This window comes from Pedobacter sp. D749, assembly GCF_019317285.1.
GTDB lineage: Bacteria > Bacteroidota > Bacteroidia > Sphingobacteriales > Sphingobacteriaceae > Pedobacter.
In genome coordinates, this window is record NZ_CP079218.1 from 5,216,985 (window position 1) to 5,232,968 (window position 15,984).

14 protein-coding genes are annotated in these 15,984 nt (G+C 37.5%); 8 read left to right on the top strand and 6 right to left on the bottom strand.

The window, feature by feature from the left end; genetic code table 11:
* Positions 1-302 precede the first annotated feature (302 nt).
* Positions 303-2,744: a TonB-dependent receptor gene (locus KYH19_RS21420; protein WP_219076661.1), complete on the bottom strand. Its 2,442-nt coding sequence runs from the start codon at positions 2,742-2,744 to the stop codon at positions 303-305.
* Positions 2,745-3,312: 568 nt separating this feature from the next.
* The gene (locus KYH19_RS21425; RefSeq protein ID WP_219076663.1) at positions 3,313-4,992 is read right to left on the bottom strand and encodes a Zn-dependent hydrolase; all 1,680 of its coding nucleotides are present in this window, start codon (positions 4,990-4,992) and stop codon (positions 3,313-3,315) included.
* A gap of 113 nt (positions 4,993-5,105) precedes the next feature.
* On the opposite strand from KYH19_RS21425, the gene KYH19_RS21430 reads away from it, so the two are divergent.
* A complete protein-coding gene (locus KYH19_RS21430) occupies positions 5,106-5,942 on the top strand; it encodes an N-acetylmuramoyl-L-alanine amidase (RefSeq protein WP_219076665.1) in 837 nt (278 codons plus the stop codon).
* A gap of 153 nt (positions 5,943-6,095) precedes the next feature.
* On the opposite strand, the gene KYH19_RS21435 is transcribed toward KYH19_RS21430, so the two are convergent.
* A complete protein-coding gene (locus tag KYH19_RS21435; RefSeq protein ID WP_219076667.1) occupies positions 6,096-7,751 on the bottom strand; it encodes a glutamine--tRNA ligase/YqeY domain fusion protein in 1,656 nt (551 codons plus the stop codon).
* Positions 7,752-7,867: 116 nt separating this feature from the next.
* On the opposite strand from KYH19_RS21435, the gene KYH19_RS21440 reads away from it, so the two are divergent.
* The 7 genes from KYH19_RS21440 to KYH19_RS21470 all read left to right on the top strand — a co-directional run bounded on the left by KYH19_RS21440 (position 7,868) and on the right by KYH19_RS21470 (position 12,941).
* A complete protein-coding gene (locus KYH19_RS21440; RefSeq protein WP_086548263.1) occupies positions 7,868-8,287 on the top strand; it encodes a cobalamin B12-binding domain-containing protein in 420 nt (139 codons plus the stop codon).
* Between the two features lie 3 nt (positions 8,288-8,290).
* Positions 8,291-9,070, top strand: coding sequence for an enoyl-CoA hydratase/isomerase family protein (locus tag KYH19_RS21445; protein WP_219076669.1), 780 nt, complete (start codon positions 8,291-8,293; stop codon positions 9,068-9,070).
* Between the two features lie 148 nt (positions 9,071-9,218).
* Positions 9,219-10,634, top strand: a complete 1,416-nt coding sequence (locus tag KYH19_RS21450) for a sigma-54 dependent transcriptional regulator (RefSeq protein WP_219076671.1) — start codon at positions 9,219-9,221, stop codon at positions 10,632-10,634.
* 64 nt (positions 10,635-10,698) lie between these two features.
* Positions 10,699-11,748, top strand: coding sequence for an AI-2E family transporter (locus KYH19_RS21455; RefSeq protein WP_219076673.1), 1,050 nt, complete (start codon positions 10,699-10,701; stop codon positions 11,746-11,748).
* Positions 11,749-11,819: 71 nt separating this feature from the next.
* On the top strand, positions 11,820-12,086 hold the full coding sequence (locus tag KYH19_RS21460) for a YtxH domain-containing protein (protein WP_055902768.1): 267 nt from the start codon (positions 11,820-11,822) through the stop codon (positions 12,084-12,086).
* A gap of 53 nt (positions 12,087-12,139) precedes the next feature.
* Positions 12,140-12,517: a phage holin family protein gene (locus tag KYH19_RS21465; protein WP_219076675.1), complete on the top strand. Its 378-nt coding sequence runs from the start codon at positions 12,140-12,142 to the stop codon at positions 12,515-12,517.
* Positions 12,504-12,941, top strand: coding sequence for a hypothetical protein (locus KYH19_RS21470; RefSeq protein ID WP_132395539.1), 438 nt, complete (start codon positions 12,504-12,506; stop codon positions 12,939-12,941). Before KYH19_RS21465 ends, KYH19_RS21470 begins: the two co-directional genes overlap by 14 nt.
* Before the next feature lie 180 nt (positions 12,942-13,121).
* Here KYH19_RS21470 and aspS read toward each other — a convergent pair whose 3' ends face one another.
* From aspS to KYH19_RS21485, 3 genes are all read right to left on the bottom strand, one after another.
* On the bottom strand, positions 13,122-14,867 hold the full coding sequence (gene aspS / locus KYH19_RS21475; protein WP_219076677.1) for an aspartate--tRNA ligase: 1,746 nt from the start codon (positions 14,865-14,867) through the stop codon (positions 13,122-13,124).
* A 182-nt stretch (positions 14,868-15,049) separates the two neighbouring features.
* Positions 15,050-15,619: a Crp/Fnr family transcriptional regulator gene (locus KYH19_RS21480; RefSeq protein WP_219076679.1), complete on the bottom strand. Its 570-nt coding sequence runs from the start codon at positions 15,617-15,619 to the stop codon at positions 15,050-15,052.
* Between the two features lie 30 nt (positions 15,620-15,649).
* On the bottom strand, positions 15,650-15,874 hold the full coding sequence (locus KYH19_RS21485) for a DUF2798 domain-containing protein (protein ID WP_132395535.1): 225 nt from the start codon (positions 15,872-15,874) through the stop codon (positions 15,650-15,652).
* Positions 15,875-15,984 lie beyond the last annotated feature (110 nt).

Here is a 15,984-nt window from a genome sequence, read left to right on the forward strand (position 1 = left end):
TTAGTATTTCCGCCCAGCTAGGCTATAGCACGATATCCCCGTTCTACTTAAATCCGGCCTAACAAATTTTTCGGGCAGCACCGTCCAAGCCAACCTACCGGCTTCGAAAGAAAAATTTTCAGCCGGCAGTTTTTGTTTCTTTTTGATGCCAAAAAGAAAGAGCCCTTCGGCGGCGGTGAGCCGAGGCAAGGCTACGCGTAGGACAAGAGAAATCAATTGTATGTCATTCAATTGATTTTAACAATTAATTAACCTCAGGATGACAATGGTTATATATTGATGATACAGGCTCTTTTTGATTGCTAATTCTTCATCCTTCCCTGTTCTGCCTCGGTACCTGTTGAGCGGCGACGGGCTGGTTTGATTTCATTTTTACCAAAACGATAGGTAAAACTGATCTTGCCAATTTGAGTTTCATTTTTTTGATGTAATGAATAAGTTAAACCAGGATAAGCACTTGATAAATTATTTTCAGACATATTAAATACATCTGATAAGGCCAGCTTCAAACTTGCTTTTTTGTTGAACAGCGATTTGCTCAAACCTGCATCAATATAATAACGGGCTTTTAAACTTAGCGTTCCGTAATCAAGCGGCGATTCGTAGCTGCCATTTATTTCTGCTGTAAAACCATCCATAATGGTAAAGGTTTGCTGCGATTTAAACTGGAAAGACGTTTTTCCGGTTTTTAAAGCACTCCCCGCCAGATCAGGTGCTTCGAAACTCAGGTAAAAAACATTTAAGTTGTTATTGGTCTGCCACCATTTAGTAATTTGCACAGGTACATTCAAATTGGCGTTGTAGCTAATATTTGTGGCAATATTTGCATTGGTTTGATATAACGATTTATTTGCTGCGTCTGGTAAAATTACCTCAGCAATTACATCGTTAATCCTGCTATAGCCTATTGAGAGCATATATTTTTGTAACAGGGTATAACTGAGCTCAAAATTATGTGTATACTGTGGGTTTAAAAATGGATTCCCTTTGCTGTAGGTAAATTCGTCTAAGTAATAAATAAATGGATTTAAGGCATCATAACTCGGGCGGTCTATCCTTCTGCTATAAGAAAACCCTAACTGATTGTTTTTAGAAAGCGTTTGCTGAACAAATAACGTTGGAAAGAAATCCCAGTAATTTCGTTCTACAACGGTATTTTTAGTAACCAAATTTCCTTTCGAATTGGTTTGCTCAACCCTTAGACCAATCTGCACGCTGGTATTTTTAAACTGTTTGTTTAGATTGGTATAGGCTGCATTTACATTTTCATCATAAACAAATTGATTACTTCGTTTTACATCGTTCTGCCACGCATTACTTACTAACACTTCTGCCTGTAAGTCATTATCGGTTTTAACCCAGCTGCTTTTAACCCCGGCTTCAAGTTTAACTGTTTTGTTTAGCGAAACATTATAATCGATTTTAAATGCCTTGATATCAATAATCGAAGGGGTGTTGTTCCTGGTATATATGATCGGACGGATGCTGTTCCCATTTTGAAACCGATAATCGTTTTCATAATCAGAACCATCGTTTCCTTTGTATTTGGAATAATCTACATCTGCCGAGATTTCTGAACCCGCGGTATCCAGAACAGATTTATAATTTAAGTTATAAGAAACATTATTGTATTTGTTTGCCTGCAAAGATTTGGTCATCAGACTAGAATCTGCCTTTTGAAAAGATGTACCTATTAAAGTATTGTTTGCGGATGCTTCGGTACCATGGTTAAAATAACCATTTACCAATAGTCCAATGGTGTTTTTCTTATCAATAAAATAATCTAATCCTGCTTTAAGGTTATTGTTATATTGTTTTCTTTTGCTCTCGCCTACCTGCATAAAGTAAATATCTGGCGTGCCGTTCGAAATCCTGTCAATAGCGATCAGGTTATCGCGCTCAAACTTACCATAGTTGTAGTTACCAAAAAGATTAAGCTTCTGTGTACGGTGGTTCAGGTTTAAACCTGCATTTGCCCTTAGGTTTTTGCCATATCCCAATGATCCGTTTATGCTGCCATTTGTCCCGCCATTTTTATTTTTCTTCGTTTTGATGTTTATAATCCCTGAGTTTCCTGAGGCATCGTATTTGGAAGATGGATTGGTAATTAACTCAATACTTTCTATGTCAGAACTCTGCATATTCCGTAACAGGTTGGCCACATCGGCACTACTCATGTAAGTTTGTTTGCCATCCAATTGAATTAACACCCCCTGTTTTCCCATCATTGAAATCTTATCATTTTGATCTACAGATACGCCCGGTGCTTTTTGTAAAACTTCCAGTGCAGTAGAACCTGTCATAACCGCACTATTGGAAACGTTCATCACGATCTTATCCATTTTCCTTTCGATTAACGGCTTGGTTATCGCTACATTCACTTCTTTTAAGTTTTGAGTGCTTGCAACAAGCTGTGCCGTTCCGAAATCTACTTTTTGATTATCTTCTGTTAAAACAATGGTTTTACTTTTAAGCGTTTTATAACCCATATTACTGGCTTTATAATAATAGCTCCCCTTGCCCGAAACACTAAAAGTAAATATCCCGCTTGGATCGGTAAATGCTGTTTTAACCACGCTGGAATCAGATGCTTTAAAGAGTACGACAGTAACGTAATCCGCAGGTTTTTTGGTCTCGTCTAAAATTACTCCACTGATGTTCGGTTTAGGATTTGTTTGCGCAAAACCTATTGTAACAATAAAAAGAAGCGTAAGAGTACATGCTATTTTGTATAGTGTTTTCATGTTTAGGTATTTATTCTTTAAAAAATGGGGCAAAAAAATTCCTATACCGCATCTGCATGCGCTTCAGTTTAATTACCTGCTTATTTTAAAGTTTAGCTGGAAACGAAAGGTTCCAATTGTTTAGTTACAGATAAGACGACCGTTTTTTAAAAAGGTTACAAGGATTTAAAAAAAGTTGGATTCGGGCGTCAGAAGTCAAAATTGAAATACTCTTACCAGAATGGGGTCGTTGCCCTGAGGGATAATTTATTTAAGATCTATATGAGTGATAGATGATTTTTAACGAACTGTAGGCTGCGAGGCATCGTCATTGCGAGGAACGAAGCAATCTTACAACAATCGCTACTAGCTTGCGCATTAAGATTGCTTCGTTCCTCGCAATGACGATATTTCTATTGGAGCTTGTAGGGTATTTTGATGATTTTTAAGACGCTTATGCAATTAACCAGTCAAAACAATTAACTGGTCTCACAAATGAACCAATGACCAATAAACCAAAAAAAAGCCACAGATAAACAAGCTTGCGCCTGCATATCTATGGCCTTAAATTCCCAAGTAAAGAAATCTTTTATTTTACTCCGAGTACATCAACACCTTGTTCGAAAACAACATCAACAGGGATATTCTTTTTAGTTAACCGTTCTAAATCTGTTTGAAGTTCTGCATGGATAACCGCTTTTTCTTTTTGTGCTTTTTCTACCGCAGCTTTGTCGCCATTACCTTGAAGCGTAAGAATAAATGCGCTTAAATCATTCATGGCCGTTGCAAATTTTTCGAAGTTTACTTTGTAAGTGCCTTTAGCCGTACGCTCAAAAGCTCCTTTTTCCTGAAAATAATTAAAGCACTGCATGTTCGCTTTTCCATGTGCTTCGGAAACACCAAAGCGAACTGAGCGTAAAATACCAGCCATAAATGTGGTGTAATAATCTTTTATATCACCTGTTAACTCACCTTTTTTAAGTAAGCCGGTTACCATATATAAACCTAAAATATCAGCTTTGCCTTCTTCCAGCCAGCTATATTGTTCTTTTAATGCGGCACGTACAAAACCTTTTCCGGTAATGGTTTTTTTAATTCCTAAACCATGCGCTACTTCGTGAAACATTACGTTTGCAAAAAAAGCATCAAACTTAATGTATTGTTGCTGATCTGCTTCTATTAATTCTTTTGAAATCGGTACCAGAATTTTATCGAATTTCGCTTGCATTGCATTTTTCAGCTGCGAACGGCGCGTGCCTTTTTCCTGTTGAATTTTTTCGTCGTTTGGAAGATTAACAGCAATGGTTTTCGATCCGGCATTACAATCGCCGGCATAATATACCACATCATAAGCATTTAACTCCGAGTCAGTTCCAGGTGTTTCGGTTTTATATTTTGCTGCTACAGGCAGGTTTTTCTGTAACTCCGGGAGCATTTTTACATACTTCGCCAGGCGTTTACTCCACTCTTTATCTTTGATTAGAACATAAGCTTCGTAACTGGTACGTGCGTTGAAGAGTTTATCCTCGTAATTTTCAATCGGGCCGATAATGATATCCAGACCATTGGTTTTCATATCTAACCAGGCATAATCACTTGCAGTAAAATTATCTGTTACCAAAGCATCAGCCCTTAAGTTTAAATACTTTTTTAAGCCGGTATCCTCAGCAATCAAAGCGGCCTGTTTTAACAATGAACTTGCTTTTTGTAATTCTGCGGCATATAATACATGATAGGGTACGGTTGATAATTTGCCGGTGCTGTCTTTTTGAATGACAGAATATGCGCCGAATTTATCCGCAAGGTCCGATTTCTCTATGGCTTCTTTTGTAGTCCCATATGGATAAAAGAATGCCCCTTCCGGTTTGGGGCCAACACCTACCACAAAAGGTTTATCGTTATTTAATCTATCCCACGGACCATAATTGATATTAACAAAATCGCGTGTTTTTTCATCTTTAATAGTGGCCAGCAAGCTATCTCTTTGTGGGTAGGCTTGTTTCCAATATAGCTGATCCATAATTTCTGCCGCCTGAATTAACAAAGGCAAAATTTTACGGTCGTTAACACTTAAATCATTAATATTAGTAGTTAATTTAACCCTTTCGTAAATGGGTAAGCGTTGAGCAACATAATTGGTAAGACTATCTTTTTGTATCACCACAGCCTTTTCATTATTAGATTTATTATTACCAGTACAAGACGATAAGGCGCCAACTGAAATAGCCACTGCTGATAAAAATAGTGTTGATTTGTGTAAATTCTTCATATTAAAGTATATGGCTGCTAAATTAGTAAATTTTGAAAGCTTTGTATAAAGTTTGATGTATTGGGGGAAGTTTAACATAACTTTGTAACTTCGATTAGCTAACCGTTCAAGCCATGTTATTTTCCAAGTCATCAAAATCATTATCTATTTCCGCTTTTTCTCTGGTACTCATTTTATCTGCCTGCGGAAGCAGCAAATACGCTGCAACAGAAAAAATCTATAAGGAAAAGGTGAAAGATTTTTCGAAAATAATAAACACTACGCCGCCTGTTGGTCAACTTTACGATTCTTTAGAAGCATCAAATCAGGAATGGATTGGTTCTGTAAATTTTGGGATACGTAAGCCAAATTTTATAGTGATTCACCATACCGCTCAGGATAGTTTGGCACAAACTGTTAAAACGTTTTTTTCCACTAAAGCTGGTACCAGCGCACATTATGTGATTAGTCGCGATGGAAAAGTAGTTCACATGGTTAACGATTACCTTCGGGCTAATCATGCTGGTGTGAGTAAATGGGGAAAAGATACCGACCTTAATTCTTCATCAATTGGTATAGAGCTGGATAATAATGGCTTAACAGATCCCTGGCCCGATGCTCAGATCAATAGCTTGTTAAAGTTGTTGGCGACTTTAAAGAAAACATACGGGATCCCTACCGCAAATTTTATTGGTCATGCTGATATTGCACCTAAACGTAAAAACGATCCAAAAAACTTCCCCTGGAAAAAACTGGCCGATAAAGGTTTTGGTTATTGGTATGGTGATGTGCTGAAAAACCCACCGGCAGATTTTAATACCGAAATGGCGCTAAAATATATTGGTTATGATACGAGTAACCTGCCTGCTGCAATTACTGCTTTTAAAATCCATTTTATCCAAAGTGATATTACGCCAACTTTAACGCCTGTAGATGTTTTGGTGCTTTATAATGTTTATATGAAATATTAGAAGATGGAAGATGTAAAATGGATGATGGAATTATCTGGCGCTACAAGTCACCAATGACTAATGGCTAATGAACCAGTGAACTAACAAAAAAGCACAGACAAATCACATTAATCAGTGTTCATCTGTGCCTATCTGTGGCCAAAAAAGCAAAAACTAGTTTGGCTTCTTAAATGTATCTTTTAGAGTTACTGTTCTATTGAAAACCAATTTATCTGCAGTAGAATCTTTATCTAAACAGAAATAACCTTTACGAATAAACTGGTAACGGCCATCTAAATCTGCATCAGCTAATGCCGGCTCGATATAAACATTAGGCAATACCGTTAAACTTTCAGGGTTTAAATAATCTTTAAAATCTCCTTCTTCAGCATCTGGTGTTTCTGAGGTAAATAAACGGTCGTACAAACGAATTTCGGCAGTTTTGGCATGTGGAGCACTTACCCAATGTATGGTTCCTTTAACATTTACACCGCTGGTATCGTTTCCGCTTTTCGATTCCGGAATATAAGTACAACGGATTTCAGTAACGTTTCCGTTTTCATCTTTCACAAAATCTTCGCACTTAACAATATAGGCGAATTTTAAGCGTACCATTGCACCAGGAGCCAGGCGGAACCATTTTTTTGCCGGTACTTCCATAAAATCTTCGCGTTCTATCCAAAGTTCATTGCTGAAAGGGATTACACGTGTGCCACCACCATCTTCAGCCTCAGGATTGTTTTCGCCGATTAAATCTTCAGTTCCTTTTTCGTAATTCGTAATCACCAATTTAATCGGATCTAAAACCGCCATTACCCGGTTAGCCGTTTTATTTAAATCTTCACGGATACAAAATTCCAATAAACTTAGCTCAATTAAGTTTTCGCGTTTGGCAATGCCAATACGTTCGCAAAACTCGCGGATGCTCTTTGCTGTAAAGCCTCTTCTACGCAAACCGCTAATGGTAGGCATGCGCGGATCATCCCATCCATTTACTAAGTTTTCGTTAACCAGTTGAAGAAGCTTGCGTTTACTCATTACCGTGCTGGTAAGATTTAAACGGGCAAATTCATATTGTTTTGAAGGGAAAATATCTAATTTTTCGATAAACCAATCGTACAGTTCACGGTGTGAAACATATTCTAATGTACAGATAGAGTGCGTGATGTTTTCGATGCTATCACTTTGTCCATGGGCAAAATCGTACATTGGGTAAATGCACCATTTGTTGCCTGTACGGTGATGTTCGGCATGTTTGATACGGTAGATAATCGGATCGCGCATTAACATATTTGGGCTGGCCATATCGATTTTAGCCCGCAAAATATAAGCACCATCAGGAAATTCGCCATTTTTCATTTTCGTAAAAAGGTCTAAATTTTCTTCAATGCTGCGGTTACGATATGGACTATCCTGTCCTGGTTCAGTTGGCGTACCTTTTAAGGCTGCAATTTCATCTGCAGAACTCTCATCAACGTAAGCCAAACCTTTTTCGATCAGTTTAACGGCAAAACTATATAAGGCATCAAAATAATCTGAGGCATATAATTCATTTTTCCAGTTAAAACCCAACCACCTGATATCTTCCTGCTGACTGTTTACATATTCTGTTTTTTCCGTAACCGGATTGGTATCGTCAAAACGCAGATTGGTATAGCCGCCGTATTTTTGTGTTAGTCCGAAATTTAAGCATATTGCTTTCGCGTGGCCGATGTGTAAATAACCATTAGGTTCAGGCGGGAAACGCGTAACCAAAGTTTCATACTTACCACTATTTAAGTCGTTCTCAACAATTTCTTCAATAAAGTTCAATGACTTTTCTTCACTCATAAAAACCTGTAAATTAGGAATGCAAATGTAAAAAGATTAGTCCAATTCTACTTGTTTTAGTTAATGATTAATTTGAGGACCAAAATCGATACATTTACATCAACTTAATATGAATGATGAGCAAAGTATTAAATCGGCCTATCCGCGTTTTAGTAGCTAAAGTTGGATTGGATGGCCATGACAGAGGGGCCAAAGTAATCGCAACATCCTTAAGAGATGCCGGCATGGAAGTAATTTATACCGGCCTGCGCCAAACACCAGAAATGGTGGTGAATACAGCGCTTCAGGAGGATGTTGATGCCATCGGGATTTCTATCCTATCTGGAGCACATATGACGGTTTTTCCAAAGATTATTCATTTTATGAAAGAAAAACAGTTAGATGATGTGTTGTTAACCGGCGGAGGAATTATTCCTGAAGCAGATCGGTTGAAACTGGCAGGTATGGGTGTTGGAGAGCTATTTCCCCCAGGTACAACAATGGCCAGTATTGTAGAATATATTCAGAATTGGGTTACAGAAAACAGAAATTTTTAAGCTATGGCATACCAGAATTTAATCTCAGAAATAAAAGAAAACATTTTATACATTACTATCAATCGCGAAAGGGCGTTAAATGCCTTAAATAAAGAAACTTTAGCTGAACTGGCAGATGTAATTGCTTACGCAGGTAAAACCGACCAGGTAAGAGGCATTATTTTAACCGGAGCAGGTGATAAGGCTTTTGTTGCAGGAGCTGATATTAAAGAGTTTTCTGATTATAGTGGTAAGCAGGGAGAAGAGTTAGCAAAACTTGGTCACGATCAGGTTTTTAATGCCATTGAAAATTCTCCAAAACCATTTATTGCAGCCATTAATGGATTTGCTTTAGGTGGAGGATTGGAGTTGGCAATGGCCTGCCACATGCGCATCGCATCAGATCAAGCAAAACTAGGGCTGCCGGAAGTTACTTTAGGGTTAATTCCTGGTTATGGAGGTACCCAGCGCCTCACCCAATTGGTTGGAAAAGGCAAAGCAATAGAAATGATTACAACCGCAAATATGATTACTGCTTCAGTGGCAGAAAAAATAGGCCTTGTAAATTATGTTGTTTCACAGGCTGATCTGATTAGCAAGGCTGAAGAAATACTAAATGCGATTAAGCAACGCGCACCGCTGGCCGTTTCGGCTGCAATAAAGGCTGTTGTTGCAGCTGTAAATAACAACAATGGCTACGCTACGGAAATTGAAGAATTTGGTAAATGTTTCGAAACAGCTGATTTTAAGGAAGGTGTAACGGCATTTGTTGAAAAGAGAAAAGCAAATTTTTCCGGAAAGTAGTATCAGTGTAGTATTAATTTGATGTTTTGCATCGCAAAAATGTTGCAAAAGCTTTTCAATGCAAATTTTTTTGAGTAAATTGTTATTTAATTATTAACCCTTGTGTATTTATCGATGCATATGGGGTTTTACAATAATAACGCTGCTCATGAAAAAGATACTCATTGTTGACGATGAAATTAGCCTCGGCTTATTGCTTTCCAAATTTTTAACTAAAAAAGGATTTCATGTTTCGAATGTAACAACAGGTAAAAAGGCTTTACAAGCCCTTGAAAAAGAGCGTTTCGATTTGGTATTGTGCGATTATCGATTGGATGATACAGATGGAAAAGAGATTTTAATCCACATTAAGGAGAACTATCCCAATTCGGGCGTGATTATTATTACTGGTTACTCGGATATTAAACTTGCCGTAGAATTGATAAAACTTGGGGCTTATGATTATATTGTGAAGCCGCTCTATCCGGATGAAATTTTAAATACTATAAATAAAGCACTGGAAGCCCAGGGAATACTAAAATCACCTAAAAATTTTGAAGGTATTAATGGTAATGTCATTTCCGATGCGTTAAATTGCCCGGAGTATATAAATGGGGAGAGCAATGCCTCAGCTTTATTGCTGAAACAAATCCAACTCATCGCGAAAACAGTTTATACCATTATTTTAACAGGAAAAAGTGGGACAGGGAAAGAATGCGTTGCTAAAACCATTCACTTAAATAGTTCGCGTAGCGAAAAACCTTTCATTGCTATGGATTGCGGTTCTTTAAGCAAAGATTTAGCTGCCAGTGAATTTTTTGGGCACGAGAAAGGAGCATTTACAGGAGCCGCTTTTACTAAAATTGGTCACTTTGAGCAGGCTAACGGTGGTACATTATTTCTTGATGAGATCGGTAATCTTTCTTATGGGATTCAGGCAACTTTACTCAGAGCAGTTCAGGAGCGGAAAATAAAGCGGATTGGAAGTACAAAGGAGATTGAGTTGGATGTGCGGCTTATTGTAGCTACAAATGAGAATTTAAAAGAAGCGATTTTAAAGGGTGCATTCAGGGAAGATTTATACCACCGCTTTAATGAATTTTCTATACATGTACCATCACTAAAACACCGGGATAATGATGTCCTTATTTTTGCCAGGCACTTTTTGGCCACAGTAAATAAAGAACTGAACAAGAATATTAAAGGCTTTTCTGATGAGGTGAAGAAGTGTTTACTAGCATACAATTGGCCAGGTAATGTACGCGAGCTGAAGAATGTAATTAGGCGTATTGCTTTATTAACTGAAGGTGATTGGATAGAAACTCACGTTTTACCGCTGGAGCTTGAAAGGATGGATTGTGCTAAAACACAGCATGAAAAAAAAGTATCTTTTTTGCCGCCAACATTAAATCATGATCAAGCCCTTAATTTGCGAAATGCTGCCAAAGAAGCAGAATATTTTGCTATTTTAGAGGTGCTGAAAGCGGTTAATTTTAATAAAACCAAAGCGGCAAAAATTTTAAATATCGACAGAAAAACATTATACAATAAAATCAGAATTATTGAGATTGGTGATGGACAATAAATTTTAAATTAAGAAAACAAAATCAGCCATTTCAGCATTTAAAGATTAATCTTATTGCCTAACAATGTCAGTATTCTCTTATAAACAACGCAATAACATCAACCTGGTTATTATTATTGCGCTTGGGGTGTTAATTGCATATTCCTTGCAAAGTATTTTTAGTGCCATTTTAAGTACTTTGGTGCTTTATACAATAATGCGGCCAGCCTATATCCATCTGGCCGAAACTAAGGGCTGGAACAGAAGAGTAACAGCTATTTTTCTCATCACCATATCTATCATACTTATTGTAATGCCTTTTTATGCATTAAGCAGCATGGTGATTAGCAAAATTTCGGAATTGAGGAACAATGAGGTTTTTTTTAAGAATCTACTGGTTAAATTACAGCACCTCATTCCGGTTAAAATTAACCAGGATGTTATTCAAGATGGATTAAACCGTTTGGGAAATTGGGCTACTCAGCTTTTTCCGTCTTTAATATCTAGTGCAGTAAATATTGTATTAAGCTTACTGGTGATGTACTTTTTACTCTACTTTATGTTAATAGAGCGAGAAAGATTCGAGTTTTCATTGATCAAATATGCGCCATTCAGGGAGCAGAATGCCCTTCGTTTTGGCGATGAAATGAGAAATACAACTTATGCAAATGTATTAGGGCAAGGTTTGATCTGCCTCGTTCAGGGTTCGCTTGTGAGCGTCTCTTTTTATGTTTTGGGCTATAAAGACCCGGTATTTTGGGGCGTAATTACAACATTTATTTCTTTTGTACCCGTTTTAGGTCCTCCTGTTGTCTTTGTACCCGCTGCAATACTGCAGATTGCAAACGGAAATAATTTTGCTGGCTGGGCCATGCTAATTTTTGGTTTTGTTGTCATTATCAATATCGATAATGTGCTAAGGTTTATTATTGCAAAAAAAGTTGGAAATATTCACCCAATAATTACAGTAATTGGCGTAATTATTGGTATCCCTTTATTCGGAATATTGGGACTTGTATTTGGTCCGCTGCTGTTATCTTATTTTATATTGCTTGTTAAGATTTACGAAACCAGTACGCTTGCATCAGAAAGATTGGAAAGAATTAAAACAAATGATGAGCATAGTGAGTTATAATATAGCTTAACAATAAATAATGTAGTAGCTTTATATTGTACATAATTGTTAAACCCTTAAATAAATTGATTATGAATGATAACTCAAAAGTTGTAGTTGCGCTTTTAGCAGGATTAGCTGCCGGTGCAGCCCTAGGAATTTTATTCGCACCGGATAAAGGTGATGAAACCCGCGATAAACTAAGCCAATCTTTAAAAGATCTTGGCGATTCTATCAAAGACAAAGCTGCAGACGAGATTAATAATCTGGCCAGCCTGAAAGAAAAAGTAGTAAGCTCGATTAAAACCAAATTGAGAAGCGTAGAAGAAGAATATAGCGACGACGTAGAGCACGCTTAATAAATAAATATTGCATAGCCGGGTATTTTGTCCGGCTAAATCTCATCTGAATTATGCAGGAGAATAAAGATAAAAGTATTGAAGATCTTGTAGACGATGCCAAGGGGTTTTTAGAAGCCAGGGTTGAATATACCAGACTTTATCTGGTAGAAAAAGTTTCTAAAGTATTTGCCGACCTGGTAACCAGTACTGCTGTTATTGTTTGCTTCATTTTAGCCTTCTTATTTGGCTCTGTAACTTTGGCGTTGTATTTATCAGACCTTTTAGGCAGTTATGCAGGAGGCTTTGGCTGTGTTTCCTTGTTTTATATTTTACTGGCTATAATTGTTTATTTAACCAAAGACAAATACATTGAAAAAGCAATTATCAATGTAGCAATTAGAAAATACTTTGACAAACTTGCAGATAAGGAGGAAGATGAGAAGCTATAAAGAAATCCGAAACTTAGAAGACCTGCAGGCTAGAAAATTAGAACTTAAGGTTGAGTATACGCTTAAGCAGAATATGCTTAAATCTGATACGAAAACTTTCTTTAAGCAGTTTACGCTTGGTGCATTGATTAAGCGCTATGCTACCCCTAATAACCTGTTCAAAGCAGACGAAAAATTAAATATCAGTGGTACGGCCATGTCGTTGCTTTTGCCGATGGTGATGAATAAAACCATTTTCAGAGGTGCTGGGTTTTTAACAAAAGCAGCTGTGGGATTAATTTCAGGCAAAGTAGGTAAATCATTAGATGCAGAACACTTGTCAGCCATTTTTAACTCGGTTAAAGGTTGGTTTGGCAAAAAAAAAGAAAAGAAGGACAAGAAGTTTATCGATTATGGCATCCCGCCAGATAGTGAAACGTATTAGTTCAAAGGTTCATTAGCCATTGGTTCATTCGTTGGCAAAGCGTAAAAATGATATCATAACAAAGCCTCAGGATTCCAAATCCTGAGGCTTTGTTTGTTTATTGGACATGTAACACATAGGCTTGTGAGTCATGCTATCTACTCCATGACCAATGAACGAATGACCAGTGAACTAATTAATCTACAAATCAGTCTTAATCTTCAATTCTTTTAATTGTTTCTCATCAATAGTGCTCGGACTATCGATCATCACATCTCTTCCTGAGTTGTTTTTAGGGAAAGCAATCACATCGCGGATAGAATCCAAACCAGCAAAAATTGAAGTCAAACGGTCGAAGCCAAATGCAATACCACCATGTGGAGGTGCACCAAATTCGAAAGCATCCATTAAGAAACCAAATTGTTTTTGTGCTTCTTCTGCACTGAAGCCTAAATGTTTAAACATTAAAGCCTGCAATGCCCTATCATGAATACGGATCGATCCGCCGCCAACTTCAGTACCGTTAATTACCATATCGTAAGCGTTGGCACGTACGTTTTTAGGGTCGGTATCTAATAAGGCAATATCTTCAGGTTTTGGCGAAGTGAACGGGTGGTGCATAGCATGGTAACGCTCTGTTTCTTCATCCCATTCTAAAAGTGGAAAATCCAATACCCAAAGGGCAGAGAATGTATTTTTATCACGTAAACCTAAACGGTTACCCATTTCTAAACGAAGCTCGTTTAACTGTTTACGCACTTTATCGGTAGAGCCTGCTAAGATCAGTAATAAATCGCCTTTTTCTGTGCTAAAGGCCTCGCTCCATTGTTTAAGATCTTCTTCGCTAAAGAATTTATCTACTGATGATTTAATGGTTCCGTCATCATTATGACGGGCATAAATTAAACCTGTAGCACCAATCTGCGGGCGTTTAATAAAATCGGTTAATTCATCTAATTGTTTACGGGTATAACCTGCAGCACCTTTTGCATTGATACCCACTACCAATTCTGCATTATCGAAAACCGGAAAGCCTTTACCTTTTACCAAGTGGTTAAGTTCTACAAACTGCATGGCAAAACGGGTATCAGGCTTATCAGAACCATATAAACGCATGGCATCTGCATATTGCATACGTGGTACTTCTGGTAAATCGTAATTGCGTACTTCTTTAAATAAAGTACGGATCAAACCTTCAAAAGTATTTAATATATCTTCCTGTTCGATGAACGACATTTCACAATCAATCTGGGTAAACTCCGGCTGACGGTCGGCCCTTAAATCTTCATCTCTGAAACATTTTACAATCTGGAAATAACGGTCGAAGCCCGAAACCATTAACAATTGTTTAAAGGTTTGCGGCGATTGAGGCAAAGCATAAAACTCACCTTCGTTCATGCGGCTAGGTACAACGAAATCTCTGGCACCTTCTGGTGTAGATTTAATTAAAACAGGTGTTTCTACTTCAATAAAATCTAAAGCATCTAAATAACGGCGAACCGATTGTGCCATTTTATGACGTAAAACCAGGTTATTACGAACCGGGTTACGGCGTAAATCCAGATAGCGATATTTCATACGCAACTCATCGCCTCCATCTGTTTCATCATCGATCATAAACGGAGGTAATTTTGCTGCATTTAAAATCTCCAAAGCAGAAACTTTAATCTCTACATCACCGGTTGCCATTTTAGGATTTTTGTTGCTTCTTTCTACAACCGTACCAACCGCTTTGATTACAAACTCCCGGCCCAAAGTACGTGCAGTTTCGCAAAGCACTTTATTATCATCCATGTTAAAAACCAACTGGGTAATACCATAACGATCGCGGATGTCGATAAAAGTCATACCGCCCAAATCTCTTGATTTTTGTACCCAACCACATAACGTAACACTTTCGCCTAAGTTATTTAGGTTTAATGCACCACAAGTTACTGTTCTTAACATATATATAATCTAAATTGAGCGGCAAAAATACCGATTTTGTTTTAAAGTTTAGGATAGAAGATTTAAGGAAATTTTGTGCTAATGATTTTATTATTTTTTTGACCACAAAGACGCAAAGATCACAAAGAGACAGGTAAGTTAACAAACCTGCTAATGCTTAAAAAATACTATCCTTGAATAAACTATGCTTTTGACTTCAATCTGCTCAACGTTTCCTGAGAAATATTCAGATAAGAGGCAACCATTTTGTTTGGCATACGCATCACCACACCTGGGTTTTGGGCGAGCAGCTGGCGGTAACGTTCAGTGGCATCAAGCGTAATAAACGACATTAAGCGGTTGGTGTTGGTTACATACGCATATTCAAGGTAATGGCGGTACAGTTTTTCCCATTGGGGAATAATTTTAAGCAGGTAATAAAAGTCGTTCTGCGAAATGTAATACAGTCCGGTCTCTTCTATGGCCTGCACAAATTCTTTTGAAGTTTCGTTAGTAATAAAACTGACCAAAGCCGTGGCAAACTGGTTTTCGAAAGCAAAATGTCTGGTAGCTTCGGTGCCACCTGCCGTTAGGAAAAAAATACGCAAGCAACCTGTACCAACAAAGTAAATGCGCTGACTTGTTTCGCCGGGGCTGATCAGGATTTCATTTTTCTTTACCTGCATCATCTTGAAAAAAGACAATACCACTTCCAACTCCTCATCGCTGATGATAATTTTGTCTCTGATATAACTAGAAAGCTGTTCGCGCATTGACTGAGTATTAACCAAATGTAACAATGTTTAGGTTTTAGAAGTGATTTTTTCGGCCAGTTTCCGCGCATTGGGAATAATGATAAAGGCCGCAAAATAAGCTACAGGTAGCATAATACTCCATGCTTTTAAGAATTTGATAAGCCAGTCTTCGCCAAAACCATAATTGCGCATTAACCCTACAAATGCCATAATTAAGGTCATCGGAATCACCACGAAAAGCGTGTTGATGTATTTGAAATGTTCTTTTTTCATTTTTTTGATCTGTTTAATTTATAACGTTGCAAAGGTACAGCGATTAAAAATCTTAAACTTTGATGTAGGTCAAAAAAGGAGATAATGTTAGATATGTAACCTGATGAAAT